A 21,484-nucleotide genomic window follows, 5' to 3' on the forward strand; every position below is an offset into this window, starting at 1 on the left:
GCGGCGCGGCCACCAACTCCGATGACTTCGCCCAGGAGGGCTCATGTCTCAGCACAGCTATGCCGTGAACGCGCTCCTTGAGTTCCCGGCCAACGGCTCGACCGGCCGAGCCACCCGGAACGGCCACATCGACACCGCTCTGCCCGCCACCGCGGACGAGATCCGCAGCGCGATCGCCCAAGTGACCGCCGAGCAGTTCAACTGCCGCCCCGACCAGGTCGTGTTTGTCGAGTTCACCTACACCGAGCTTCCGTAGCCCCCGCCACCTCCCACCGCCTGACCCCCAATCCACTGCACCCCTTGAAGGGCACAACCATGTCTGTTCTGTCTCTCAGCTTGATCCCCACCGCTCCGTCGGATGCCGCGTACCGCACCGAGCTGATCCGCCGGTACCTCTCCGCGAACTTCACGGTGCGCGTGCACCTGATCTCCGAGGCCATCGACTACGACAAGGCCAACCCGGGCGCTCCGTCCCTGGTCGACGAGCTCTACGGCGCGCGCCTCGGGGACGCCGCCTGATGTGGGAGTGCGGCCTCTGCTGCCAGGACAACGAGGACACCGCCGAGGTGTGCCAGTTCTGCGGGCGGCGGCGTGACGCCCCCGACCCCTACCAGGAAACCGACCTGGTCGACCCGCCCACCACCCACCCGGCCCGAGAGGAGCCCGTCATGGGCCTGTTCAAGAAGACCGCCGAGAAGCTCGACAACACCGCAGCCGTCCTCCACCGCGTCGGCGGCAAGGCCGGGGACGCCGTCGCCAACGCCGTCATCGCCCCCGTCCGCCGCCAGATCGACACCGGCTGCACTCGATGCGCCAAGGGCAAGTGCAAGAGCCACTGACCCGCCCAACCCGCCAACCAACCCGAGAGGAGTCCATTGTGGGCCTGTTCAGCCGTAAGGCCGCCGACGCCGCCGACACTGTCGCCGCCGCCGTGATCACCACCGGCATGAAGATCGGCGGAGAGAAGGGCGGCAAGGCCGCCAACAAGGTCACCAGCAAGGTCCTCGGCCGCGAGTACAAGCCGTGCGCCGACCCCAACTGCCGCGGTTGCTGACCGGCTGTCTGTCCGCCAGGACGACGGTCCTGGCGGGCGGAGAACTGACGCAGCGCCACCCCCACCCAATCCGCTACGACCCCGAAGAGGTCGCCATGCTCCGCAAGCTCCGCTGGCCGCTGCTGGCCCTGTACCTGCTCGTCGTCGGCCTGTGGCCGTCCGCCGCCGCACCGGTCGCCCTGATGCTCGCCGGGCTGGCCGCGGTCCTGGCCATCGTCCCCGGACCTGCCTGGGCCCTCGCCGCCGGAATCGCCTGGTACCGCAATCAGAAGGCGCTCGCCTGATGCCGTGGCGCAACGAGACCGAGGGCGGCGCCGGCCGCACCGACGACAACCGCGGCCCCAAGCCCGTCCGGGCCTGGCAGTCCACGGGACCCGGCGGCAGCACCTTCAACGGGATCAGCCCCGACCCGCCGCCCCGCCAGGGCGAATCCACCCGCCTGTACCGACGCGCCCGCGTCACCGCTTCCTGACCCGAGAGGACACCGATCACTGTGAGCAGCTGGTTCGAGGAGCGTCGTGCCGACAAGGCCGCCGATGCCCAGCAGCGGCGCGAGGACCGCGAGTTCGAGGCCATGCTGCGCCGCAACGAACGCCGTCGGGACCGTGAAGAGCAGCGCGAGGTCAAAGCGCAGCAGCGCCGCGACCGCGCCGCCCGCCGCCAGGCCCGAGCCGCCCGTCGCGAGAAGACCCTCACCCCCGGCAACGTCTACCGCAAGGGCACTCTGGCTCTCGTCACCGCCTCGGCGCTGGCCTCCCTGCCCGCGCAGGTCGTGCACTTCGTGTCGATCAGCTTGATGCTGCTGCCCCTTCCGTTCGCCCTCGAAGGCGCCGCGTGGGTGATGGCCGCCGGCGTCGCCTACGCCGACGACCGCAGGCTCCCCGCGTGGGTGCGGTGGCTGCTGCGGGGGCTGTCGATGAGCGCCGCCGGGTACGCCGCATGGATCAACTACGGGTACGGCATGGAGACAGGTGCGGCCGTCGGCTACGGGCTCGCCGCGGTGACCCTGCTCGGGCCGCTGTTCTTCGAGGTCCGCCAGTGGGTCACCACGCTGACGTTCGACGCCGGCGAGCGGAAGCGGCGGGCTGAGGCGAAGGCGCGGGACAAGCACGAGCGGACGCGGCGCGCGCACCACAAGCAGGTCGTCGAGCTGGCGGAGCGGCTGGTGTCCGCGGCGCCGTTCGGGTCGCTGGCGTTCGAGGACGCTTTCGCCTCCGCGTGGGAGATCAAGTACGGCACCAGAAAGCTCGGCATGATGCCCGCGCTGCACGCCGAAGCCCTCGCCTCCCGCAAGGCTCTCGCTGATGCGATGGACGCCGCGAACGGCTCCCCGGTCAGCACCCGAGGCCGCCTCCTGGAGATCCTCCATCCTGTCACCATCGGCGCCACTGAGAGCGACGGAAAGTCGCAGGTCGTAACCGATCTCCCCCCCTCCTCCACGAAGCCTGCTGAGAAGCCGAAGAAGGCCGCCCGCAGGCAGCCCCCACCGCACCGCCGCAGCAAGGGCGACGCCGTCCCCTTCCACCCCCTCGCCAAGTCGCAGGCTGCAGAAACGGCCCGCCAGTTCGCCACCGTCAACGGCCACCACAGCTAATCCGACAGGAGACCACCGCCATGAACCGCACCGTCCGCCGTATCGCCGTCTCGACCACCGCCACCATCGCCCTCATGGGCGGCGCCGCCGCCACGGCGAGTGCCGTCACCGAGCAGCACGAGGCGACCGTCGTCGCCATCGCCAAGACCGACACCCAGCCCGGCATCGGCACCGGCCTCGCCCCCGCCGGCGGCACTGGCGCCCAGCTCCAGTCGCCGATCAGCGGGCAGCAGACCGGCGTCAACCAGCAGATCACCACCCAGTCCGCCAGCGGCGAAGTAGGCGTAGGCGTCGGTGTCGTCGCGATCCTCTTCCTCGGGACCGTCGTGTTCTTCCGGGTGAGGGGCCACCACATCAAGATCGGCGATGCAGTCGTCGTCGCGCTCCTCGGCGTCGCCCTCGCCGGAACCGTCATCGGCGGCATGGCCGACCAGATCACCGACTCAGGCGTCGCCTCCCTGAGCAGCGTCCTCGGCGGCCTGTAACCCACCCACCCGCAGCGCCCGGAAGGAGAGGCCCCGTGGCCACCGAAGCACAGCCCGTCGAGCACGAACTGCCGGAGGAGGCCACCGAGCCCACCCGCGGCGACCGCGCCAAGGCCGCGTTCAAGGAACAGCGCGGCCACGCAGTCGCCCGCGTGAAGGACTGGCTGGCCACCGGCGACATCGACCAGGTCGCCATCATCCAGGCCGCCACCGACACCAAGACCCGCAAGCACAACGAGAAGATCGCCACCCAGCAGCGGCGCGCCGCCGAAGCCCACGGCCACTTCGCCGCCGCCAAGGCGCAGGCCGAAGACGGCGCCGACGGTGCAGCCCTCGCCAGCCTCGGCGGCCGTGTCGCCGCCGAGGAATCCCGCCTCGCCGCTCTCCAGGCCACCCCCGTCCTGCCACCCAACGACCGCGAGGTCAACGCCGAGCGGGCCCGCAAGAAGGCCGGACGTGCCGCGATCCTCGCCGGGGGCTCCCTGGCCTCCCTGCCTGCCCTCGGAACCAGCCTGGAGATGGCCGCCCACGGGCAGCCCCTCCTCCTCGCCGCCCTCGGCACCGCCGCGGGCTACGGCTGGTACCTCGTGAGTCGCCCTTTCGCCGCCGGCCAGCCTGCACCTGCCCCGACCACGGAGATGCAGACGCTGGCCGCCCCGGTCGACCTGACCAAGACCGAACCGCAGCCCCGCATGCGGGAGTTCAACGCCCCGCCACCGCCCGCGCTCACGGTTGAGGAACTCGACCAGGCGCTGCGCAACATCGGCGAGGTCAGGCCCAACGAGCAGATTCAGATCCTGGCCGTGCCGCAGCGCGACGGCGACGGCAACACCACCGTCGTGTTCGACCTGCCGCCACGCACCACCGTCGCGGAACTGAAGAGGAAGCTGCCGAAGCTGGCCGGCGCGCTCGGCCGCGACGTGTCCATGGTCGATGTGGAGAAGGCTGGCACCGAGGTCCGCACCTCACTGTGGCTCACCGACCGCGACCCGTTCGAAGACACCCGTCCGTCGCCGCTGCTTCGGCAGCCCGCACAGCTCGACGCGTGGAAGGACGGCGTCCCCGTCGCCTGGAACAAGCGCGGCATCGCAGTCCGGCTCGCAATCAAGGACCAGTCGTTCGTCATTGCAGGCAGGAGCCGGTCCGGCAAGGGCGTCGGCGCCTCCAACCTGGTCGTCGGCACCACCTTCGACCCGCGGGTCAACCTGCGGATCGTGGCGGGGAAGAACAACGGCGAATGGGACCCCTACGCCAAGGCAGGCGCCGCCAGCACCTACTTCAAGCCCAACCCCGAGCGACTCCTGGCCCTGCTGAAAGCGCTGCTCGCGGACAAGGACCGGCGAGAGGCGGAACTCGGGCGCCTCGGCAAGAGCAAGCTCGTCACCCCGGTCATCGAGCAGATCGGCGGCCTGGAAGTCGTGGTCATCGACGAGCTCGCCACCTACACCCGTCCCGGCAAGCCGCTGCGAGACGAGATCCTTGAGGCTCTCATCGAACTGTCCGCCGTCGGCCTGAGCTCAGGCATCTTCCTGGTGCTGATCACCCAGTACCCGGAAGCGGACGTCATCCCGCAGGCGCTGGCCATGAACTGCGGCGCCCGCTGGGCGATGGCCGTCGAGAACGCCACCCAGTCCAACGCGATCCTCGGCGGAGGACAGGCCAGCGCGGGCCGCGACGCCTCCAAGTTCGACCCGCCGCGGCCCGGCTTCGGCTGGCTCGTCAACACGTCCGCCGGAGTGACCGACCTAGCGCGCTCCTACGACCTCGACGAGGACGAGCGCGGCGAGATCACCATGCTGCTGGAGAAGTCGGCGCGCATCCGTGAGGCTGCGGGCCGACTGGTCGGGCAGTGGGAGGACCCGATCGAGAAGCACCTCCTCAACGCCACCGGCCTGTCGTCTGCGGCCGGCGGACCGAAGCGGGACGGTGTCCCGGGCCGTAACGTCCTCAGCCACACGCCTGAGCAGCGTATGCAGATGGACGCCTGCCGAGGCGCGCTGAAAGCGATGGAGGCGCTCGGTCGGACGGTGGCACAGGTGCGCGAGATGGCCGAGATCATCGGCGGCGGAATGTCAGAGACCCGGCTCAGCAAGCTCCTGCGGGACGCCGGGGCCGGCGGCACCGTCAAGGTCGACATCGCGGGTGTGGGCCGCGTGAACGGCTACCAGAGGGCTGACATCGCTGACGCGCTCAGCCTCCTCGAAGGCAACTAAGAAGCAGTCAATATGTGAAGTTTGCCCCAGGCTGCCACCCGGACAGCGCCCTGTATGCCCCGGACTGTCCTATCCGTGGCTCGATTGCCACCCGGACACCGTCCGGACAGTGTCCACCCACTGTCCGGGCGTCAGAGGGGGGCAGTCTGGGGCAAACCGTCCCATGTCCACCTGAACAAATCACCACAAACCAGAGGAGACCGATCATGCCCGGACGCTGCTGGCAGCCCGCCGAATCGAAGAAGTTCGCCCGCCAACTCACCCTCGGCCAGACCTACTACGTCGTCTTCAACATCGCCCACGCCAAGACGACCAGCTGGGGCGCCGACCAGATGTACAGCGCGTACACCTTCACCAGCCACCTGCCCTTCACCGGCAACCCCTGCACAGCGGAGGGCTACAGCGCCGAAACCCTCTGCCGCCAGTTCGGGCCCGTCTACGACACCCCGCCCCCCGGCATGCCCAACATCGCCGACAAAGCCCCCAACGACTTCGCCCCGCCCCGCACCCACGGCGGCCGCATCGCCGACTGGATCTGACCCGCCCGCCACCGCCCACCTCGCCGAGGAGAACCCATGGAAACCCAGCACCAGACCGTCCGCGACTACATCGACGCCCGCAAGCGCGGCGACCGCGCCACCGCCGACCGCATCCGGGAGGAGGCGACCGGCCGCTTCAACACCCGCACCACGGACGGAACCGAACTCCGCGACCTCATGGAAGCGTCGATGACCGTTCCTTGGGGCGGCAGCAAGTAGCCATGCCGGGGCGCCCCTCCAGCCTGCCAGCGCACAGGGGCGCCCCATCCCACCCGACCGATACCAGACCGACCGAGGAGACCCACATCATGACCGACCAGGAATGGGAAGCACAGAACAGCGCCATCGGCCCCGACGAGGCGCACGCACAAGGCCTGTGCTGGTGCTGTGCCGGCAACGGCGTCCTCTACACCGCCTTCGGTGGCGTCCAGCGAACCGTCAACTGCCCCGAGAAGTGCGACAACGGCAAGGCCAAGCCGTGACCACAACCCTCACCCCGACCGCAGCCGCGCCCCACCTCGACCTCGAAGCCCGGCTCGCACTCACTGCGGCCTCCATGAGCCTGCGGCTCGACGAAGCCGCCGTCGCCTTCGAAGTCCGCACTGCCCACATCCCCTCCGCCGACCCCATTCCGCACGTCGACGCCGCCCCCATCCTCGCGCCCGCGGTGACGCCGTGCCCGTACACCACCCCCATCGCCGCCACCCTCTGGCGGGCCGGCCAGCACCTCACCGCCAACGGCTGGTGCGCCGGAGCCATGCACGGCACCGACGGAGCCGTCTGCCCCTACGGCGCCATCAACGCCACCGCAGCCACCGGAGGCCACAGCCGCGACGCCATGAGCGTCCTCCTCGAAGTCATTCGCCGTGACTTCCGCGACGCCGACAGCGTCCCCACCTGGAACGACCGCCACGGCACCGCCGCCCTCGCCCACCGCTACCTCGACCGCGCCACCCAACTTGCCGCAGACCGCGGCATCTAGGAGACCCATGGCCTTCGAACGCATCAGCAAAATCCTCGAAACGCCTGACGGGGCCTTCGTCTACGCCCAGGCGGACAGCGCCTCCAACCAGTTCCGCGTTGTCTGCTCCGGCTGCCCCGACCTTCAGAACACGCCCTACAACAGCTCGGCAGGCGCCATCCTCGCCGCCTCCTACCACGCCGAACACGACCCCAACCAGAAGCACGTCCCCACCCGATAGGAGCCCCACATGGGACTGTTCAGCAGCAAGAAGCCCGAAGTCATCGCCACCGGAGAAGAGATCGAGCACGCCGCCAGGGCCCTTGCGTCCGGCGACCCGACTCTCGCCGACCAGCTCTGCGAACGCGCCGGAGACCACAGCCAGCGCGTCGCCATGGCCATCCTCGCCGCCAGCGTCGACCACACCCCGCAGAACTGAGCAGCACCCGCGGCGTGTGGGTGAAAACCACCAACCGGCAGTGAGGAGACGTCAACCTCAGCTGGCCAGCCAGCATCCCGCTTGACCCCGCTGATCACCGTATGTCACAGTGCCCCCAGGGCAGGACACCTCTGCCCGCAAGCCCACCAGGCCCCCGAGCTGCTGCCGGGGGCCTTCTGCATGCCCGGGGAGGCCCGCCGTGGACGTCACCGAGCTCTACCCCGACGACCTCGTCTACGAGCACGAAGCCATCGCCGCAACCGGCGTCCCCGGCCCCGTCATCCGCCAGTGGGCCCGACGCGGCAAGATCCGGCGCTTCCAAGGCGACGGCCGCCTCACCGGCAACGGGCACGAGTACAAGACCATGTACGCCCTGCCCGAGATCAAAGAGCGGGCCCGCAACTACCGGCCCATGCCGCAGCGAGCCCCCAAGGCCGCCTGATCTCCCTGCCGTCCGCCTGACCCCCCGTCCGGACGGCGGGAATCCACCAACCCGCCGCCGAGGAGGCCCGATGCCCGACGAGTACGTGCTGCGGCTGGAGGCCTCCGGCGAGGTCACCCCTGCCCAGCCCGACGAAGCCGCTGAGCCCGAGACCGAGGAGGGCGAGCAGTGACCGCAGGACTCGCCCCCAGCCTCGTCTCCAGCTGGCTCAACACCCTCCGCACCGCAGGCGCAGCATACGGCCCGGTCGCCGGCACGTTCGTACAACTCCACACCGGCGACCCAGGTGCCGCCGGCACCTCCAACATCTCGGCCGGCTCGACGACCCGCAACAGCTGCACATTCGCCGCCTCCTCCTCAGGTACAGCCCTCGCGCTCAGCGCGACGCCGTCAGCGTGGACAAACGGCGGCACGTCGGAGACCCTCACCCACATCTCCGTGTGGACCGCTTCGAGCGCCGGGACGTTCCTCTTCTCCGTGGCACTCACGGCCAACAAGGCGTGGGCGTCAGCCGACACCTTCACCCTGAACACGCTCGGGGTAGCGCTCACTCCGCAATCCGCGTAGCGGCCTGGAGGCGTCGCCATGACGACCTTCACCGACAACTTCAACCGCGCCAACTCGACCGACCTGGGCGCCAACTGGGTCGAGGTATCCGGCGACTGGTCGATCATCTCCAACCAGCTGAGCTCCGGATCCGCAGGCGGCACGATCATCCTCCGCGCCGCCACCGCGATGGCCACCAACGACCACTATGCGCAGGTGACGATCGCAGCCACCGCAGCCGTCAGCCACGGCGTTTGGTGCCGCGGTAACAGCAACATCACCTCCGGCTACCTGTGGCGCAACGACGGCACCAGCTGGAACCTTTTCAGTGTCGTCGGCGGATCCTTCACCTCCATCGGCAGCTACGCGGCAGCCGCCGTCGCGGGCGACGTCGCCAAGGTCCAGGCGATCGGATCTACGATCAAGGGCTTCGTCAACGGAGTCGAACGCGTCTCCGTCACCGACACCAACGTCACCACCGGCACGAGCGTCGGCCTGCGGGCCGAGTCCACCAGCTCGCTGCGCTTCGACGACTTCGCCGCCGCCGACACGACCAGCGGAGCAACAGGCGACGCAGCGCTGACCGGCACCGCCACGCTGACCACCGCCGGACAGCGAAGCACCGGGGGAGCAGCAGCGCTCACCGGGAACGCAGCCCTCACAGCCGCGGGCCTACGGAGCGCTTCGGGCGACACGTCCCTCACGACCACGGCCGGGCTCACCACAGGAGGGACCCGGGCCGCGAGCGGCTCCTCCAGCCTCACCGCAACAGCGGGCCTCGCTGCGGACGGCACGCGCGCAGCGTCCGGACCGGCCGGGCTCACCGCAGCGGCCAGCCTTGCCGCATCCGGGCAGAGGGCAGCAGCCGACGACGGCCAACTCGCCGCCACATCAGACCTGACCGCGCAAGGACAGGCGGGTCACAGCAGCGGCAGCACTCTGGCCACCACGGCCGTGCTCACAGCCGACGGGTCGACAGCCGCAAGCAGAGACGCGGCCCTGGCCGTTACCGCGGTGCTCACCGCTGGCGGGACAACGACCTCGGCGCACGACGACATCGACATCACCGTCGGCACCCCCTACAGCCCCTGGGCGGCAGGGCAGCCCTACACGCTGGCCTGGAACGCGCAGAGTCCGCACGCAGACGGCTGGGAGGTGGATCCGCCGTGGTGATCCCCGCCACCTCCACCGAATACCTGCACGTGCCGGTCACCGCGCCCGCGGGTGTCGACATCATGGGCAGCCCACCCAAGATCGCCATCCTGCCCGTCCACAACCGGGCCAACCCCACCGTCGGGGAGTGGAAGACCGGAGCGTGGACCAGCGGACCAGAAGCCCAGCTCCTCGTCGGACCCGACGGCGGAGCGCTCACCCTGACCCCAGGCGACTACCGGGTCTACCTGTCCTTCGACCCTCCCGGCTCGGAGAACATCGTGCGCATGGCCGGCTACCTCAGCGTCACCTAGCCCTACGACGCCAGGGCTTCTCATCGCCGCCAGGCCGAAGTACCACGTCCGGATCGGGCCCTGTCCGGCGCCGCCGCGCGGTCGCCGCAACGGCGCCGAGCATCATCAGTCCGCCGATCACGAGCAAGGGCACCGTGAACCCGGTGACCACGCCGATCATCAGAACGGCCAGACCGACCACGAACACGCCGAGCGCTGCATCCATGTGCCACCCCCAAGGCGGGACACCGTACCGAAGCGGAGGCGGCCATGCCCAGACGCGGTGGCTACCGGGTATGCACCGTGCCCGGGTGCCCCGAGTACACCCAGGGCGGGGGGCGGTGCGAAGAACACCAACGCCAGGCCGAGCAGAGCCGCGGCACGGCGAGACAGCGAGGCTACGGCAGGCAGCACGAGATCCGGTTCCGGCCGGCCGTCCTCGCCCGTGACCCGATCTGCGTGCTGTGCACGCAGCGGCCCAGCGTGCACGCCGACCACCACCCGCTCAGCCGGCGCGAGCTCGTCGACCGAGGCCTCGACCCCAACGATCCCGCGCACGGACGTGGGCTGTGTGGTCCGTGCCACAGCAGCGAGACAGCCAGGGCTCAGCCTGGAGGGTGGAACCAGTGACGGGGCAACGCCATGCGCTGGCTTGCGTTGCGCAACGTGACATCGCTCGGCGGCCGAGTCGAGGTTGATCAGCAGTCGATTGATCAGGTCGAGCCTCTGACCTGCGGAAACGCGATTGCCGGAGATGATCGTCGACCGGCGGCGATCAACCCGCAAGCCTCTGACCTGGGGGGATACCCTCCGTGGCCACCCCCTATCGGACCGCCGGGGAGACGCGGCGGATGTGCGCCGGGTTCCGATCTTCGTAAGTGATCTTCGCTGTCACGCAAGGTGACGGCGGTTCTGGCCGCGCAAGGCGGCAGTTGAGGTGATCGAAATGCCGAAGGGTGGTGCACGGGCCCGGTCTGGTCCAGCGCCTGACCCGAACGCGTTCCGGCGCGATCGGGATGCTGGCGAGTGGGCGATCCTGCCTGCTGACGGCCGTGGGGGCGCAACGCCCGAGTGGCCGCTGAGTGAGCAGAGCGACCGTGAGGCGGAATTGTGGACGGACCTGTGGCGGAAGCCCCAGGCCATCATGTGGGAGCGGTTCGGGCAGGAGCTCGAAGTGGCCCTGTATGTGCGGCGGTTCACTGAGGCGGAACTGATGGACTCCCGGGTGAACCTGTCGACGCTGGTGCGTCAGATGGCCGACAGCCTAGGGCTGACGACGCCGGGGATGCGGGCGAATCGGTGGCGCATCACAACCGACGAGTCGACCGCTGCGAAGCCGACGGCCCGTGGTAGGGCAGCGTCTTCCTCGAGGTCTGCGCGGTCGCGCCTGAAGGTCGTCTCCGGTGACGGGGACTGAATTCGTCGTCGACTTCCCGACCTTGTGGGTCGCATGCGACTGGGTGGAAGAGCATTGCGTGGTCCCCGACGGGTTCCGTAAAGGCGACCGGTTCGAGATGTACGACTGGCAGCTGTGGTGCACGGCGAACTTCTACCGGGTGAGGGCGCAGGCGAAGGTGGGCCAGTTGGCGCCGGCGTTCCACTACCGGCGTGGGCAGTGCGTGGCACCGCAGAAGACTGGCAAGGGCCCGTGGACGGCGGCGATCTGTGCGCTCGAGGGCGTTGGTCCGGCGGTGTTCAATGGCTGGGCCGATGGCGGGGAAATCTACGATTGCCGGGACTGGGGTTGTGGCTGCGGCTGGTGCTACGAGTACGAGCCTGGGGAGCCGATGGGCCGGCCATGGCCGACGCCTCTGGTGCAGATCACCGCGTTCTCCGAGGAGCAGACGGACAACGTCTACCGTCCGCTGCAGTCGATGATCCGCTATGGCCCGCTGGGCGAGCTCATGCGCGTGGGTGAGCAGTTCATCCGGCTGCCGAACGATGGCCGTATCGACGTGGTGACCTCGAGCGCCCAGTCCCGCCTCGGTAACCCGGTGACGTTCGTACTGCAGGATGAAACGCAGCTGTGGACGGTCGCGAACAAGATGGACCGGGTCGCCACAACCCAGCGTCGAGGTGCGGCTGGCATGGGCGGCCGATCGCTTGAGACAACGAACGCGTGGAATCCGGCGGATGACTCGGTGGCCCAGCGCACAGCCGAGGCCAAGGTCAAGGACATCTTCCGATTCCACCGCGTGCCGCCAGCGTCGCTGAAGTACACGAACAAGGCAGACCGCCGGAAGATTCACCGCTTCGTGTATGCGGGCTCCACACACGTCGACCTCGACGCGATTGAGGCCGAGGCGGCGGAGTTGATGGAGAAGGATCCTGAGCAGGCGGAGCGGTTCTTCGGGAACCGCATCGTGTACGGCTCCGGCGCCTGGATGAACGGCGACGCCTGGGATGGTCTGGCCCAGCCGCGGGAGGTGCCGGACGGCACGACGGTCGTGGCCGGCTTCGACGGCTCCGACGTTGACGACCACACGGCGCTACGGCTGGAAACGCTGGACGGCTACCAGTTCACTCCGACGTTCGGGCCGGACAGTCTGCCGACAATCTGGAATCCGGCAGACTACGGCGGGCAGGTGCCTCGCCTCGAGGTGGATGCCGCCGTCGATGAGGTGTTCACCCGTTACAACATCGTCCGGTTCTACGCGGATCCCCCGTACTGGGAGACCGAGGTGGACGCGTGGGCGGAGAAGTACGGCGAGAAGCGCGTGGTCCGCTGGTACACGTACCGCACGGTGCAGATGCATGCGGCGGCGGAGCGTTTGCTGACGGATGTGAACAAGGCGGACTCGCCGTTCCGGCATGACGGGTGTCCGATCACCAAGGTCCACGTCCGGAATGCCCGGAAGGCAGCCCGAACGGGCGGCCGGTACGTCCTGAGCAAGGCGAGCCCGGCACAGAAGATCGACGCTGCGATCCCGAGCATCCTCGCCCATGAGGCAGCGGGCGACGCTGTGGCCGCGGGTCAGGCGCGTCCAAGGAAGAAGTCCAAGATGCTGGTGCTGAGGTGAGGTGGTGAGCCCGTGGACCGGTCGGAGCTTCAGTGGCTCAAGCACCTCATCTCCTGCCATGACAGGTGCCTGCCGGAGCTGAAGCGGCTGAACGCCTACTACGAGGGCAATCAGCCGCTGTCGTACATGGCGCCGGAGTTGCAGGCTGAGCTTCAGGAAACGGTCCGCCAGGTCGTCATCAACTGGCCGCGCCTCGTCGTCGACTCCGTCGAAGAGCGCCTGGATGTCGAGGGCTTCCGATTCCCGGCTATGGCCGAGGCGGATGATGAACTGTGGCGGATCTGGCAGGCCAACGATATGGACACCCAGTCCCAGCAGGGCCACCTGGATGCCCTGATCATGGGCCGGGCCTACGTCGTGGTCGGCTCCCGCGAGGACGACGCGGACACGCCGCTTATCACGGTCGAGTCGCCGCTGGACATGTTCGCCGAGTTCGACCCGCAGACCCGAGAGGTCCGGGCCGCGGTGAAGCGGTGGTCCGAGGACGGCGACGACGGCGCGAAGATCGAGCACGCCACCCTGCTCCTTCCGAACGCCACGTCATGGTGGGTGAAGGAGAAGGGGGAATGGGTTGAGGATCCCGCCATCGAGCGAGACGACCACGAGATCGGCGAGGTCATGGTCGAGGTGCTGGCGAATCGTCCGCGCCTGAAGTGCCCGAACGGCGTGTCGGAGCTGATGGACGTCATCCCCTTGTCGGATGCCGCCTGCAAGATCGCCACGGACATGATGGTGTCCGCCGAATACCACGCGACGCCTCGCCGGGTGGCGTTCGGGTTTGGCGAGGAGGACTTCGTCGACGCCAACGGCCGCCGCGTGTCGGCGTTCTCGCGGATCATCGGCCGGATGTGGGCGACGGAGAAGAACCGCAAGGAGGATGGCGCGGACGTCGTCCAGTTTCCTGAGGCGTCACTGTCCAACTTCCACGAGACGATCAAGCAGTTGGCGATGCTTGTGGCCAGCCTGTCCGGCCTGCCCCCTCACCTCATGGGCCAGGCCACCGACAACCCGGCCTCGGCCGACGGTATCCGCAGCGCGGAGACCCGCCTGGTGAAGCGCAGCGAGCGCAAGCAGCGCGGCAACGGTGGGACGTGGGAGCGGGTGCAGCGCAAGGTGATCCGTATCAAGACGGGCCTGTGGGATCCGGACGCCCGCTCACTGGAGACGATCTGGCGGGACGCTTCGACGCCGACGGTGGCCCAGGTGGCGGATGCGGCGGTAAAGAAGTACACGGCAAAGATCGTGCCGCTGCGGCAGACCCGCGAGGATCTGGGCTACACGCAGGCGCAGATCGAGCGCATGGAAGAGCAGGACGAGAAGGCCGCCCGGGACGCGATGCAGCGCATTATGTCCGGCGACTTGGCCGCGCTTGAGGCCGGCCCGAAGCCGCCCGTTGAGGACGTCGGCGAGGAGCCGGCTCCTGAGTCTGTGAGCGTCTCGTGACGACGGCTCCGGAGCGTCTGTCGGCGGCGGAGTTGGCGCAGGCGTACTACGCGGCGCAGACGTCGCTGGCGCGCCGTACAACGGACCGGGTCCAGGGTCTTTGGCGGGAGGTGGACCGGAGGGACCTGACTGGCTCGTGGGAGGAGCTGGTGGGGCCGCGGGTGGTGGCGGCGGTGGCGGCCGGTCAGGTGGCTGCCGCCGCCCAGGCCGATCCGTACATCGACGCTGTTGAGGTGGCGGACGGTGGCGTGCCGGACGGCTCGGCCCGCATCCGGGCGGCCACGTTCGCTGGGCATGCTTCGGATGGGCGGGCGCTGGATTCGCTCCTCTACCTGCCGGTGATCACGACGAAGCAGGGCATCGCCGCCGGCCTGGATGACGTCGAGGCGATGATGCGGGGCCTGAACCAGCTGTTGCGGATGGCGGCCACGCAGGTTGCGGACGCGGGCCGTACCGCGGTCGGCGCCGGGATCGCGGGCCGCCGGACCATTCGGGGCTATATCCGGGTGGCTACGGCGCCATGCTGTGCCCGGTGCGCGATCTTGTCCGGGAAGGAGTACGGGTGGAACGCTGGTTTCCAGCGCCACCCTCGATTATCGCTGCGACTGCATCCATGTCCCGGCGACCCTGATTGCCCGTAGCAGCCTGCGCCGTGGCGTCGTTGAGCACCGGGAGTTCGCACCCACGGTGGGAGCTCGCGGCCCGCGTGGGTTCGTCGACTCCGGCACGTACTTCAACTCGTTGTCCCGCCGTGAGCAGGACCGCATTTTCACTGTGGCGGGCGCGCGGGCGATCCGCGACGGAGCGTCGATCACGTCCGTGGTGAACGCCCGCCGCGGCATGTACACCGCGTCGACCTATGGCCGCCGCCTTCAGGCGACTCGTGAGGGGACGACGGCCCGGGGCGCGTTCTTCCGCTCGGAGCGGGGGCGCGCGATCGCTCGGGGCCAGGCTCCGCCGACGATCGGCCGGGCCTATCGGCTACGGACGCCACGACTGATGCCCGAGCAGATCTATGAGCTCGCCGGATCACGCGATGAGGCCATCGCGATGCTCCGGCGCTTCGGCTACATCGACTAGCCGATCCTTCACCGGCCGTGCGCAAGGCGCGGCCGCCTTATCCCGCAACGGGAGACCCATCACATGCACAGCACTCGTAGTAGCTGGCTGCCCGCCGCTCAGAGCGTGGGCTGGTTCCAGCTGAACCGGCACGACGACCCCGAACCGGCCGACCCGGAGCCTGCGGAGCCGGAAGTTGAGCCGGCAGAGCTGGAGGACGATCCGGAACCGGATGGTGCCGACAAGCTCGGTGATCCGGGGAAGAAGGCGCTCGACCGTATGAAGGCCGAGCGGGCCGAGGCCAAGCGGCTGGCCGCCGCCGAGAAGAAGCGTGCCGACGAACTTGCCCGCAAGGTGGCCGAGTTCGAGGACCGCGACAAGTCCGATCTGGAGAAGGCGACCGCGAAGGCGGAGCGTCTCGAAGCCGCAGCCAAGGCGGCCACGTCTCGGGCCGTGCGCGCCGAAATCCGCGCTGCCGCTGCCGAGTTCGCCGATCCCGAGGACGCTGTTGCGTTCCTCGACTTGGCCAAGTACAGCGACGCCGAAGGCGAGATCGACGCAGGCGCAATCTCAGCCGACCTCGCTGACCTGCTTGAGCGCAAGCCGCACCTGCGCAGGCCGGCGCCCGAGGCGGCAAAGAAGCCTGCGCCGAAGCCTGACCCGGGGCAGGGCGCCCGTCCCGCCGAACCGCCCGCCGACTTCCGTACTGCAGACCGGGAAACCCTTGAGGCCGAACTGGCCAAGGTCGCGCCCGGCTTCCGTCTCCGTTGATCCGCATCCGCGCCCGCCTGGGCGACGGCCATACCTCCATCGAGGTCGACGGTCACGAGGAGCATGCCGAAGCCGGCCGGGTCTGCGCCGCGGTGTCGGCCATCACCCAAACCGCGCTGCTTGGCCTGGAGCAGGTCGCCGCGCAGCATCCGGACCTCGTGTCCGTCGAGATCACACTGGAGAGATCATGACCGTACTGACGGCTGCCAAGCCGTGGTTCGACCTGGGCCGCCATGATGTGCGGTCGACCGTCCCGGCTGCGATCCGGGCGATGATGCAGAACGGCATCCTCGACAAGGTCTTCCAGGACGCCCTGCGGCCCGAGTTCATCTTCCCCGCCATCGCCGACAGCGAGCCGTGGCAGGGCGGCCTGGGTGACACCAAGACGTTCACCCGCAAGGGTCTGCTCGCGCCGGCCACCACGCCGATCACCGGTTCCGACACGTCGGCATCGACTTACAGCATCGAGCAGTGGTCCGTGACCATGGACCAGTACGGCAATGCGGTCGACACCAACATGCTGACCAGCTCTATGGCGCTGGCCAGCAAGTTCCTGGAGGACGTGCAGACCCTCGGCATCAACGCCGGGCAGTCCCTCAACCAGATCTGCCGCAACAAGCTGTATGCGTCCTACGCGGGCGGTCGGACCTGGTGCACCACGGCGGGCACCTCCGACACCTCGATCATCGTCAACTCGGTGGACGGGTTCACCAAAGTCCTCGTGAACGGTGTCCCGACCGACGTCTCTGCGTCGAACCCGCTCACCGTCACTATCGCCGGTGTCACGAACACTGTGACCGGTGTCAACACTGGCACGAAGACGCTCACGCTTGGCACGGCGCGTGCGGACGTGGTCGGTGACGCGGTCGTCGCCGCGAACGCCCCGGTCAGCATCCGCCCGACGGGCTCGACTCCCTACGACCTGACCACGTCGAACACCGTGACCTTCGCGATGTTCCGTGCGGCGGTCGCCCGCCTGCGCAAGATGAACGTGCCGACCGTGGGTGGCTACTACGTCGCCCACATCGACCCGGACACCGAGACGCAGCTGTTCAACGACTCGGACTTCAAGCAGGCCCTCCAGGGCCGAGTCGACAGCCCCGTCTACCGTGACCTGTCGATCGGCCGGTTCGGCGGCATCGACTGGGTGCGCAACAACGAAACCCCCACCATTCTCGGTGGCTCTGCCGGGAACGTGACCGTGCACCGTCCGATCGTGCTCGGCGCGGGCGCCCTGGTGGCGAACCCCTTCGACGGCATGGGCAGCCTGCTCGCTGGCACCGGCGTCGAGGACGTTCCTGACGTCTCGATGATCCAGGTCGCGACCGGTGTCGAGGTCGCCCGGATCGTCCGCCCGCCGCAGGACCGCCTGCAGCAGGTCCTGTCTACCTCGTGGTCGTGGGTCGGCGACTTCGGTGTTCCGTCTGACTCGCTCGCGAATTCGGACGCTGCCCTGTTCAAGCGGGGCGTCGTCCTGGAGCACGCCTGACCAATCCCCGCTGGGGCGGGCTCACACTCGTCCCAGCGGCGTGAAGGAGGTTTTGCATGCGTGCTCGCGTGCTGGAGAACATCGCCCCGTATTTCAACTACGGCATCCACCCGCTGAAGAAGGACGACGAGGTGACCGGCGAGCTGGCCGCCTATCTCGTGTCCACGTACTCGCCGGTCGAGCCCCTCGACGACGACGCCCGCGCCCTCCTGGAGGCTCCCGTTGAAGAGCCCGAAGAGGCTTCGGATCCGCCTGCCGAGCTGGACATCGACGGCACGGCCGCGGATGTGCTGGCCTGGGTCGGTGAGGACCCGGAACGGGCGGCCGAGGCGCTGGTGGCCGAGCAGGCGAAGGATAAGCCGCGCTCGACTCTCGTGAAGCAGCTGGAGAAGCTCGCCGACTCCGACGGCGAGTGAGGGGAGGCCGCCATGGCTCTGCCGCTGCTCGCCACGGCGGCCGACCTGCGAAACGCAGGCGCCACAGGCTCGGACGCCGCTCTCGATCTGGCGCTGCGCCGGGCGTCTGCCCGGGTGCGTCGCTACACCCGGCAGGACATCACGCTCGTCGAGAACGAGACGATCACCCTGCCGGGCGGCGAGCGAGTACTGCGGCTGCCGCAGTATCCACTCGTTGTGGACGCCTCCCACCCGCTCACTGTCGTTGAGGTCGCCGACTTCAGCGGCATCGAGTGGGACGCCGTTGAGGGCAGGGACTATTCACGGCTCGGGAACGAACTGACCCGCGGCTACCCGTGGCAGGCTCCGACCCGGCTGATGGGCTGGCCGTGGAACCGGGCACAGGGCGTGTGGGCGCCGAAGGTCCGCGTCACCTACAGCCACGGCTACAGCGAAGTGCCCGACGACATCGTCGACATCGTGCTGGACCTGGCGACGATGAACCTGGCCAACCCGGAGAACCTCCGCAGCGTCGCCATCGACGACTACTCCAGGACGTTCGCGTCGGAGACGATCGGCGGCGCCCGGCTGTCTCGCGAGCAGAAGGCTGACCTTCGGCCGTACAGGCGGGCTGCGTTCACGGTGGTCACGTCGTGACCGCCCTCGATGTGGCCCTGGCCGCGGGTCGGCGCGAGGCGGAAGCCCTGATGCGGGACACGGTCACCCTGTACCGGCCCGGCGATGACCTTTTCAACCAGACCACCGGGCAGGTAGTTCCGGCGCCGCCGGCCGTCAGTTTCTACAGCGGTAAGGCGCGAGTGAAGCCAGAGCAGCTAGCCGACTCCGAGGTGCAGGCGGGCGAGCGGGAAGTGGCGTTGCGCCAGTACAAGGTGACGCTGCCGTTCTCCACCACCCTGCCCGCCACGGGGGAGCGGCCCCGCCCGGGCGACGTCGTTGACGTCACCACGTCTCCGGATCCGCGGCTGGTCGGGCTTCGGCTGTGGGTGACGGGCGTGCAGTACAGCGGCACGGCCACGGCGTGGCGGATCATTGCGGAGGACCGGTCGTGAGTATCAACGCCAATACGCGGCAGCTCGACGCGCTCGCGAGCGTGTTCCGGGTCAACGCCGTCCGCGCGCAGGTGCAGGCGCAGGCCGTCGTCCGGCGCGGCGCGCTCAATGTGAAGAACGGCTGGCGGGCCAACGCCGTCGCATCGTCCGGACGGCACGCCCGCCTGTACCCGTCGAGCATCTCCTTCGACATGCTGTCGCACCCCCGGGGCGCCTCGGCGGAGATCGGCCCGGACAAGGGGCGCCCGCAGGGTGCCCTCGGAAACCTCCTTGAGTTCGGCAGCATCCACAACCCGCCACACATGGATGGCGCACGGGCGCTGGCCGCCGAGGAGGCCGCGTTCACGGCGCACGTGGCGGCGATCGGCGCGCAGATGGGCCGCGGATGACCACCCCGGCCCCCGGAGTCCTGCCGCACCGTAACGCCGTCAAGGACGCTCTGGAGGCGGGCGGCTTGCTGGTGGGGCTTGGGCAGGCCCCGCCGACCGCACCCCCGAGCGGTACGTCCTACGAGTACGCGGTCCTCTACTTCGCGCCCGGCCAGTCCATGCCCGAGTCCCTCGCCGACCAGCGCACGGACTTCAACACGGTTTTCCAGGTGACCGCTGTCGGGAAGTCCGAGGAGCGCTGCCTGTGGGTCGCCGACCGGATCCGTGCCGCCCTGCACGGCCCGCTGTCCGTGGAGGGCCGACGGTCGTGGCAGCCGGAGGAGCTGGGCGGGCCTCCCGTACAGCGTGACGACGATGTGTCTCCGCCGCTGTATTTCGTGCCGGTGCAGTACCGGCTGATGTCCACCTCCGCCTGATTGGAGTTTTCTCATGGCGCTTCTCGCTCAGCAGGTCATCGCACGGTCTGGCCTGACGCCGACGTACTCGGCAGCTGCCGGCTCGACCACGGTGACGTGCGGCGACCGCTCGTTCCTGCACGTGAAGAACACGAACGGTAGCTCGATGACCGTCACGATCGCGGCGACTGCCACGGTCGACGGCCAGGCCGTCGCCGATCTGGTCGTCACGGTCCCGGCGACGACCGGCGACAAAATGATCGGCCCTCTTCTGAGCAGGCTCTTCGCGTCGGCCGCCGACGGGACGAGTGCCGCCGTCACCTACTCGTCGACCACCGGTGTCACCGTCGCGAACCTCGTCATCTGACGCACTGCCTGCCCTGTCCCGCCCCGTCCTCGGGGCTTTTTTCATGCCCCGAAGGAGGAGCACGTCATGTCCGACGTGATCAATGACGGCAAGACCCGGGTTGCCTGGGTGACCACCATCGCCAACATCGCCGCGCCGACCGCTGCCGAGCTCAACGCCGGCCTGGACTTCACGACCAGGGTCACCCCGGACGGCCTGAGCATCCCCGCCGAGACTGCGGACGTCGACAACAGCTCGCTCGCGTCGACTTTCACCACCAACCGAGCTGGGCGCCGCTCGTTCTCGCCCGAGGTGACGTTCAAGCGGGGCGACACTCCCACCGACGACTTGCCGTGGACGACGCTCACCTACCAGACCATGGGCTACCTCGTAGTGCGACGCGTCCTCCCGTACACGACTGCGTGGGCGGCCGGGCAGAAGGTGGAGGTGTATCCGGTGGAGTGCGGCGAGCGGAACAGCATCCCGCCGGCGCCGAACGAAGTCGCGAAGTTCACGTCGCAGATGAAGCTGCGTGAGGAGCCGAACACCAACGCGACGGTGGCCTGATGCCCGACATCAAGGACATCCTGGCGAAGGCGCGCCCTCGGGAGCACACGGTGCGGATCTGCCTGGCGGGCGATGTGGCCGCTGAGGTGGAGCGGCTGGAGGCAGAACTGTCGGCGGTGTCGGGCTGGCAGTCCCAGTCGATCGCCGACCAGCACCCGGGCATCGCCATCGCCGAGCGCATCGCCGAGGCCCGGAAGCGCATGCAGGAGGCGGAGGTCGACTTCACGTTCCGTGCCCTGGGCGCGAAGGCGTGGTCAGATCTGGTGGCCCAGCACCCGAGCGAGAAGGAGGGTGAGGCGTGGGATGACGAGTCCCTCGCCCCTGCGCTCGTTGCCGCGTCCGCATTCGACCCGGTCATGACCCCCGAGGATGTGGTCGAGCTGTTCGAGCAGATCAACCTCGGGCAGCGCCAGGAGCTCATCAACGCCGCGTGGTCGGTCAACGGGGAGGCCACCACTGTCCCTTTCGCGTTGCACGCCTCCGCGATCCTCGCCTCCCGCACCGACGAGAAGTAGAGGCCGCCCGCGCCTGGGGTGTCCCGCGCAGCATCTTCTTGGGCCGTCCCTGGCCGCAGCCGGGCGAGCCGCTGTGGACCGATGAGGACCGTGAGTGGGCGCTCGCCCTGGTGCATGTGGAAGCGGATGTGTGCCCCGACTGCCGTCAGCCGTGGGGCGAGGCCACCGACCCGAAGAACGAAGGCGCCTGGACCGCGCACCTGGTGCGCTGTCACGCCTGCCACACCGCGGCCCGCACGGTCGGCCAGTTCGAGAGCAGCGGCGGCGATATGCGTGGCCTCCACGTGAACCTGAGCAGGGGGTGAGC

General features: G+C 69.0%; 36 protein-coding genes. 35 read left to right on the forward strand and 1 reads right to left on the reverse strand.

The window, feature by feature from the left end; genetic code table 11:
* Positions 1-43 precede the first annotated feature (43 nt).
* The 19 genes from ACZ5NW_RS36485 to ACZ5NW_RS36575 all read left to right on the forward strand — a co-directional run bounded on the left by ACZ5NW_RS36485 (position 44) and on the right by ACZ5NW_RS36575 (position 9,739).
* Positions 44-256, forward strand: coding sequence for a hypothetical protein (locus tag ACZ5NW_RS36485; protein ID WP_468748342.1), 213 nt, complete (start codon positions 44-46; stop codon positions 254-256).
* A 59-nt stretch (positions 257-315) separates the two neighbouring features.
* On the forward strand, positions 316-519 hold the full coding sequence (locus ACZ5NW_RS36490; protein ID WP_468748343.1) for a hypothetical protein: 204 nt from the start codon (positions 316-318) through the stop codon (positions 517-519).
* Entirely contained in the window at positions 519-839 is a 321-nt protein-coding gene (locus tag ACZ5NW_RS36495; protein ID WP_468748344.1) for a hypothetical protein, read from the forward strand. Before ACZ5NW_RS36490 ends, ACZ5NW_RS36495 begins: the two co-directional genes overlap by 1 nt.
* A gap of 38 nt (positions 840-877) precedes the next feature.
* Complete coding sequence (locus tag ACZ5NW_RS36500) at positions 878-1,054, forward strand: hypothetical protein (RefSeq protein ID WP_468748345.1); 177 nt, start codon at positions 878-880, stop codon at positions 1,052-1,054.
* A complete protein-coding gene (locus ACZ5NW_RS36505; protein WP_468748346.1) occupies positions 1,024-1,338 on the forward strand; it encodes a hypothetical protein in 315 nt (104 codons plus the stop codon). Before ACZ5NW_RS36500 ends, ACZ5NW_RS36505 begins: the two co-directional genes overlap by 31 nt.
* On the forward strand, positions 1,338-1,526 hold the full coding sequence (locus ACZ5NW_RS36510) for a hypothetical protein (protein ID WP_468748347.1): 189 nt from the start codon (positions 1,338-1,340) through the stop codon (positions 1,524-1,526). The genes ACZ5NW_RS36505 and ACZ5NW_RS36510 overlap by 1 nt, the downstream gene beginning before the upstream one ends.
* 21 nt (positions 1,527-1,547) lie before the next feature.
* Complete coding sequence (locus ACZ5NW_RS36515; RefSeq protein ID WP_468748348.1) at positions 1,548-2,648, forward strand: hypothetical protein; 1,101 nt, start codon at positions 1,548-1,550, stop codon at positions 2,646-2,648.
* Between the two features lie 20 nt (positions 2,649-2,668).
* Complete coding sequence (locus ACZ5NW_RS36520; RefSeq protein WP_468748349.1) at positions 2,669-3,133, forward strand: hypothetical protein; 465 nt, start codon at positions 2,669-2,671, stop codon at positions 3,131-3,133.
* 35 nt (positions 3,134-3,168) lie between these two features.
* Positions 3,169-5,346: a hypothetical protein gene (locus ACZ5NW_RS36525; RefSeq protein ID WP_468748350.1), complete on the forward strand. Its 2,178-nt coding sequence runs from the start codon at positions 3,169-3,171 to the stop codon at positions 5,344-5,346.
* Positions 5,347-5,552: 206 nt separating this feature from the next.
* The gene (locus ACZ5NW_RS36530; protein ID WP_468748351.1) at positions 5,553-5,885 is read left to right on the forward strand and encodes a hypothetical protein; all 333 of its coding nucleotides are present in this window, start codon (positions 5,553-5,555) and stop codon (positions 5,883-5,885) included.
* Between the two features lie 36 nt (positions 5,886-5,921).
* The gene (locus tag ACZ5NW_RS36535) at positions 5,922-6,104 is read left to right on the forward strand and encodes a hypothetical protein (protein WP_468748352.1); all 183 of its coding nucleotides are present in this window, start codon (positions 5,922-5,924) and stop codon (positions 6,102-6,104) included.
* Between the two features lie 89 nt (positions 6,105-6,193).
* Positions 6,194-6,367: a hypothetical protein gene (locus ACZ5NW_RS36540; protein ID WP_468748353.1), complete on the forward strand. Its 174-nt coding sequence runs from the start codon at positions 6,194-6,196 to the stop codon at positions 6,365-6,367.
* A complete protein-coding gene (locus tag ACZ5NW_RS36545) occupies positions 6,364-6,867 on the forward strand; it encodes a DUF6197 family protein (RefSeq protein ID WP_468748354.1) in 504 nt (167 codons plus the stop codon). The genes ACZ5NW_RS36540 and ACZ5NW_RS36545 overlap by 4 nt, the downstream gene beginning before the upstream one ends.
* A gap of 7 nt (positions 6,868-6,874) precedes the next feature.
* Positions 6,875-7,087 (forward strand): hypothetical protein, encoded by a 213-nt coding sequence (locus ACZ5NW_RS36550; RefSeq protein ID WP_468748355.1) that lies wholly within the window; start codon positions 6,875-6,877, stop codon positions 7,085-7,087.
* 9 nt (positions 7,088-7,096) lie between these two features.
* Entirely contained in the window at positions 7,097-7,285 is a 189-nt protein-coding gene (locus ACZ5NW_RS36555; protein WP_468748356.1) for a hypothetical protein, read from the forward strand.
* A 199-nt stretch (positions 7,286-7,484) separates the two neighbouring features.
* Positions 7,485-7,727: a hypothetical protein gene (locus ACZ5NW_RS36560; RefSeq protein WP_468748357.1), complete on the forward strand. Its 243-nt coding sequence runs from the start codon at positions 7,485-7,487 to the stop codon at positions 7,725-7,727.
* Positions 7,728-7,895: 168 nt separating this feature from the next.
* The gene (locus tag ACZ5NW_RS36565; RefSeq protein WP_468748358.1) at positions 7,896-8,294 is read left to right on the forward strand and encodes a phage tail fiber protein; all 399 of its coding nucleotides are present in this window, start codon (positions 7,896-7,898) and stop codon (positions 8,292-8,294) included.
* A gap of 18 nt (positions 8,295-8,312) precedes the next feature.
* Entirely contained in the window at positions 8,313-9,446 is a 1,134-nt protein-coding gene (locus tag ACZ5NW_RS36570; RefSeq protein WP_468748359.1) for a hypothetical protein, read from the forward strand.
* Positions 9,440-9,739: a hypothetical protein gene (locus ACZ5NW_RS36575; RefSeq protein WP_468748360.1), complete on the forward strand. Its 300-nt coding sequence runs from the start codon at positions 9,440-9,442 to the stop codon at positions 9,737-9,739. The genes ACZ5NW_RS36570 and ACZ5NW_RS36575 overlap by 7 nt, the downstream gene beginning before the upstream one ends.
* On the opposite strand, the gene ACZ5NW_RS36580 is transcribed toward ACZ5NW_RS36575, so the two are convergent.
* The gene (locus ACZ5NW_RS36580) at positions 9,732-9,944 is read right to left on the reverse strand and encodes a hypothetical protein (protein ID WP_468748361.1); all 213 of its coding nucleotides are present in this window, start codon (positions 9,942-9,944) and stop codon (positions 9,732-9,734) included. The genes ACZ5NW_RS36575 and ACZ5NW_RS36580 overlap by 8 nt on opposite strands.
* A gap of 1,177 nt (positions 9,945-11,121) precedes the next feature.
* Between ACZ5NW_RS36580 and ACZ5NW_RS36585 the strand changes: the two genes are divergently transcribed.
* From ACZ5NW_RS36585 to ACZ5NW_RS36660, 16 genes are all read left to right on the forward strand, one after another.
* Positions 11,122-12,738, forward strand: a complete 1,617-nt coding sequence (locus tag ACZ5NW_RS36585) for a hypothetical protein (protein WP_468748362.1) — start codon at positions 11,122-11,124, stop codon at positions 12,736-12,738.
* Positions 12,739-12,750: 12 nt separating this feature from the next.
* Positions 12,751-14,181: a phage portal protein gene (locus tag ACZ5NW_RS36590; protein ID WP_468748363.1), complete on the forward strand. Its 1,431-nt coding sequence runs from the start codon at positions 12,751-12,753 to the stop codon at positions 14,179-14,181.
* Positions 14,178-14,822, forward strand: a complete 645-nt coding sequence (locus ACZ5NW_RS36595) for a hypothetical protein (RefSeq protein WP_468748364.1) — start codon at positions 14,178-14,180, stop codon at positions 14,820-14,822. Before ACZ5NW_RS36590 ends, ACZ5NW_RS36595 begins: the two co-directional genes overlap by 4 nt.
* Positions 14,823-14,922: 100 nt before the next feature.
* Positions 14,923-15,261, forward strand: a complete 339-nt coding sequence (locus ACZ5NW_RS36600; protein WP_468748365.1) for a hypothetical protein — start codon at positions 14,923-14,925, stop codon at positions 15,259-15,261.
* A 63-nt stretch (positions 15,262-15,324) separates the two neighbouring features.
* A complete protein-coding gene (locus ACZ5NW_RS36605; RefSeq protein WP_468748366.1) occupies positions 15,325-16,011 on the forward strand; it encodes a hypothetical protein in 687 nt (228 codons plus the stop codon).
* Complete coding sequence (locus ACZ5NW_RS36610) at positions 16,008-16,202, forward strand: ribosomal-processing cysteine protease Prp (RefSeq protein ID WP_468748367.1); 195 nt, start codon at positions 16,008-16,010, stop codon at positions 16,200-16,202. The genes ACZ5NW_RS36605 and ACZ5NW_RS36610 overlap by 4 nt, the downstream gene beginning before the upstream one ends.
* Complete coding sequence (locus ACZ5NW_RS36615; protein WP_468748368.1) at positions 16,199-17,500, forward strand: major capsid protein; 1,302 nt, start codon at positions 16,199-16,201, stop codon at positions 17,498-17,500. Before ACZ5NW_RS36610 ends, ACZ5NW_RS36615 begins: the two co-directional genes overlap by 4 nt.
* A 56-nt stretch (positions 17,501-17,556) precedes the next feature.
* Complete coding sequence (locus ACZ5NW_RS36620; protein WP_468748369.1) at positions 17,557-17,916, forward strand: hypothetical protein; 360 nt, start codon at positions 17,557-17,559, stop codon at positions 17,914-17,916.
* Between the two features lie 12 nt (positions 17,917-17,928).
* Positions 17,929-18,552 carry a hypothetical protein gene (locus tag ACZ5NW_RS36625; protein ID WP_468748370.1) on the forward strand — a complete coding sequence of 208 codons (624 nt, stop codon included), beginning with the start codon at positions 17,929-17,931 and terminating at the stop codon, positions 18,550-18,552.
* Positions 18,549-18,965 carry a DUF6093 family protein gene (locus ACZ5NW_RS36630; protein ID WP_468748371.1) on the forward strand — a complete coding sequence of 139 codons (417 nt, stop codon included), beginning with the start codon at positions 18,549-18,551 and terminating at the stop codon, positions 18,963-18,965. Before ACZ5NW_RS36625 ends, ACZ5NW_RS36630 begins: the two co-directional genes overlap by 4 nt.
* A complete protein-coding gene (locus tag ACZ5NW_RS36635) occupies positions 18,962-19,354 on the forward strand; it encodes a hypothetical protein (RefSeq protein WP_468748372.1) in 393 nt (130 codons plus the stop codon). The genes ACZ5NW_RS36630 and ACZ5NW_RS36635 overlap by 4 nt, the downstream gene beginning before the upstream one ends.
* Positions 19,351-19,770, forward strand: a complete 420-nt coding sequence (locus ACZ5NW_RS36640) for a hypothetical protein (protein ID WP_468748373.1) — start codon at positions 19,351-19,353, stop codon at positions 19,768-19,770. Before ACZ5NW_RS36635 ends, ACZ5NW_RS36640 begins: the two co-directional genes overlap by 4 nt.
* Positions 19,771-19,915: 145 nt before the next feature.
* Positions 19,916-20,116 carry a hypothetical protein gene (locus ACZ5NW_RS36645; protein ID WP_468748374.1) on the forward strand — a complete coding sequence of 67 codons (201 nt, stop codon included), beginning with the start codon at positions 19,916-19,918 and terminating at the stop codon, positions 20,114-20,116.
* Positions 20,117-20,182: 66 nt separating this feature from the next.
* Positions 20,183-20,662, forward strand: a complete 480-nt coding sequence (locus tag ACZ5NW_RS36650) for a phage tail tube protein (RefSeq protein WP_468748375.1) — start codon at positions 20,183-20,185, stop codon at positions 20,660-20,662.
* On the forward strand, positions 20,662-21,177 hold the full coding sequence (locus tag ACZ5NW_RS36655; protein ID WP_468748376.1) for a hypothetical protein: 516 nt from the start codon (positions 20,662-20,664) through the stop codon (positions 21,175-21,177). The genes ACZ5NW_RS36650 and ACZ5NW_RS36655 overlap by 1 nt, the downstream gene beginning before the upstream one ends.
* 38 nt (positions 21,178-21,215) lie before the next feature.
* Positions 21,216-21,482 carry a hypothetical protein gene (locus tag ACZ5NW_RS36660; protein WP_468748377.1) on the forward strand — a complete coding sequence of 89 codons (267 nt, stop codon included), beginning with the start codon at positions 21,216-21,218 and terminating at the stop codon, positions 21,480-21,482.
* The last annotated feature ends 2 nt before the right edge of the window (positions 21,483-21,484 follow it).

Source organism: Streptomyces sp. NPDC032126 (assembly GCF_055580085.1).